Genomic DNA, 3,036 nt, shown 5'->3' on the forward strand with positions numbered 1-3,036 from the left:
AATATCTTTTTATAAGGGAATTTCATTTCCGACACAAAAAATATGCGACTATCAACCAAAGACAAGGACAGCATATAATGCCATCCTTATCCGTCCTATAACATATTTTCTATGGAAGAAACAAGAATTACCCTTGTCTGTGACAATGATGTGCAAAGGTATAAAGCATTTAATCAAAATCCAAATTTTAACATAATATTTTACAAAAAAAATTTAATCGAAGTCTTATGGTTGCTGTTCTTGCAGGCTTTCATTATCTTTGAGTAACCGAAAACTTTACGATTATGGGCTATACGATACCTCAAAATTGGAATGATGAAGCTATGGAGTATGTCAATAAACTGACAGACAAAATCAATGTCGGTTGGGATGGCGAGGACTATTGTTTGAGCGACTGGAATTTGCGGTTTCTCTCCCGAATGAATAGAGAGGTAATAAAACCGCCGTTCACATATCAAGCATTCCTCGATAATAAAGACATTATCGCTACATTGGAAGGATACGAATTAGATGTAAAAAAATTCTGGTTCGCCCTGCTTTATATTTACGATATTACAATGGATTTTGGAATAAATGCAGCAGACGCCAGCAAGACGGATTATGATATATTGGTTGAAATTGAAGATTATCTGGAGAATCATCCACAAGCCGTTCTTTACCTGTCGGACGATAAGGAGATTCGCAAAAGCTACCGTTATGAGACCAACAGCCCTGTAATATTGCAAAATCTACGTCGATTCGTGAAGCGGGAACTTGACAAATACCAAGAAGCACCACAATTAAAGGTATGGACGCTTGATATTATGTGCAGGAATTACACGAAATCATTTGGTGCTGCTCAACAACAGGTGTTGTTGTACAAATTATTTAAGGTATTGTTCGATGTCCTCGGCATGCCCGATTTACGAGCCGAACGTGGTAGTACCGTTTCATACAGCAAACTATTACTTATTTCTCGGATTATCCATTTCTGCCGACTATCGAGAAAGGAGGTATTTTTGGTAAGTGATTCTGCGTTGAAAGGAAATATCAAACAATATGGAGATTTCGATTTCAACCAACGGCATCCCAAGACTTATGCAGGTGGTTTGAAACTCCCCAAAGAAGAGGGTGAGTAAATCGGCCTGTGTTTTACTCCCTAATAAGGGCTGAATTTCTATCGACCTTTGTGGTGTCGGGAGGGCGTTCCTCTCGATGCTCCAGCCAGAGGGCGATGGTCTGAAGCAAATAGAAGCCCCTCCGTAAAGGACGGAGTAATCCACAGCTATGAAAAAGATGAACATCACCATCGAGAACGAAGCACGCCAGTTTGCATTTGTCAAGGGCAACCGCGCGATCAACGCCAAGACGGTTAAGGCCAAAGAAAATTCCATTAAGGAGTACGGGCAGTTGTCGCCCATCATAGTAGTTAAGGGAGAGGATGTCTACCTTATGGACGGTCATCTGGTAGACCTCGATGGGAACGACATTCCCGATGACCAGACCGAAAACTACTATGCCGTGCTGGACGGTCAGCACCGATTGGTTGCCTATCTGAATTTGAAACTGAATCTGGATGACTTCGTAATTTGTGAGCCGCTGAATGTCGAAATGTCGATTGCGGCACTGATTGCAGAAATGAATATCTGCACAAAGACGTGGACGGGTACGGATTATATGGCGGCTCCTGCAATGATGCTCGGTGTCGAAAATAAAGTCTTTGAGTTTGCAATGTACCTCCGTAGCAAAGGCTGCCCGCTGGCAACCATTTCCTTATGGTGTACGGGCGCAAATTCCCTCAAACCAAAAGACCTTGTGGCCTGTGTCAAGAGTAAGGAACTGCCCAAAGCATTTGGAGAGGCTGGATGGTATGAACGGAGTGTCAAGTGGTATGAGGCCGCGCAAGGCAAATTTCCAGATACGTTCTTGGCAAAAAAGTACCTGATTACCCACCTCTCCAAGAAATTCAGCAATGCGGCAGACCCTACGGCGTTTACTGTTCAGATGGTGGAGCAAATCAATCGACTGACTGCCGAACAAGCGCAAGAGATTATGAAACCTCAGACAGGAGAGGGGCTGTCACGGGAACAGGCCACATATGATATGCTGGAAAAACACCTCGGATAATGAGGAGGCTACCCATCATTAGGAAAAAAGGAGGTCGGTTACCATATTGGTCGCCGACCTCCAAACTCCTATAACAAGTGTTGCATTGCAGCGTCGATTTGTGAGTTCTCGAAACTGTCCAAGTAAATCTGTGTCGTGGATAGGTCTGAATGCCCCAATGATTCGGAAATGATGGCAATATTCACTCCCGACCTTTTCAGCACGGTGGCGAACGTATGCCGAGCGACATAGGTAGTCAATGGCATTTCCAATCCTATCTGCTCACCCAGCGTCTTTAACTCCCGATTGACTTTCCGCAGAACCTTGTGTGTGCGGTTGAAAATCTGTTGTGCTGTCTTGTGTTCCGTGCGGTCGAGAATAGGGAAGATATAATCTTCTTGTGCGTGGTTGGCCTTGCTGTATTTCTCGATAATCCGCATGGCGTTCGGTACGAGTTGAAAGGACAGCAATTTCTGTGTCTTGTGGCGGGAGTAGTAAATCCTGCCGTCCACAATATCGCAGTAACGCAGGGTAGCCATATCCGTAAAATTAATGCCTGCCGTGTAGTAGGAGAACAGAAAGATGTCCCGTGCAAATTCGGCATAGTTCGTCCTATAATTAGGGGCTATCTCCAATGCAACGAGTTTCTGTATATCCTCTTTCGTGATGGCTCGTTTCCTCGTCCGTGTCCATAGGCTACCGACCTTGTATTTTGCAAACGGATTTATCTTTTGGAGAAACAAACCCTCTGCAAGAGCCTTGTTATAGGCGGCCTTAAAGATGGCAAATTTCGTGGCTATGCTGTTGTTTACATTGCCCTCTTTACGCAGGAACAATTCAAAATCACGCAGGAACGCTAAATCTATTTCATCGAACCGAGTGTTCAGCGACCTAAATTCAGACAAGCGGGAGAGTAGGGAACGGTGTTTGGATGCCGAGCCGTATTTGCCG

3 protein-coding genes are annotated in these 3,036 nt (G+C 44.3%); 2 read left to right on the forward strand and 1 reads right to left on the reverse strand.

What is annotated here, in order from left to right; all coding sequences use genetic code 11:
* Positions 1-284: 284 nt before the first annotated feature.
* Entirely contained in the window at positions 285-1,118 is an 834-nt protein-coding gene (locus tag QVP03_RS10915; RefSeq protein ID WP_022333469.1) for a hypothetical protein, read from the forward strand.
* Between the two features lie 148 nt (positions 1,119-1,266).
* Positions 1,267-2,106, forward strand: a complete 840-nt coding sequence (locus QVP03_RS10920) for a hypothetical protein (RefSeq protein ID WP_117506565.1) — start codon at positions 1,267-1,269, stop codon at positions 2,104-2,106.
* Positions 2,107-2,174: 68 nt separating this feature from the next.
* Here QVP03_RS10920 and QVP03_RS10925 read toward each other — a convergent pair.
* Positions 2,175-3,036, reverse strand: an 862-nt coding sequence (locus QVP03_RS10925) for a tyrosine-type recombinase/integrase (RefSeq protein WP_288210772.1), incomplete at its 5' end; no start/stop codon positions are given.

The sequence above is a fragment of the Alistipes sp. CAG:29 genome (genome assembly GCF_000435435.1).
GTDB classification, from domain to species: Bacteria; Bacteroidota; Bacteroidia; order Bacteroidales; family Rikenellaceae; genus Alistipes; species Alistipes onderdonkii.

What these genes read in the sequence shown, in the direction of transcription:
- QVP03_RS10915 (WP_022333469.1), top strand. Translation starts at nt 285, where the DNA reads ATGGGCTATACGATACCTCAAAATTGGAATGATGAAGCTATGGAGTAT.
- QVP03_RS10920 (WP_117506565.1), top strand. Translation starts at nt 1,267, where the DNA reads ATGAAAAAGATGAACATCACCATCGAGAACGAAGCACGCCAGTTTGCA.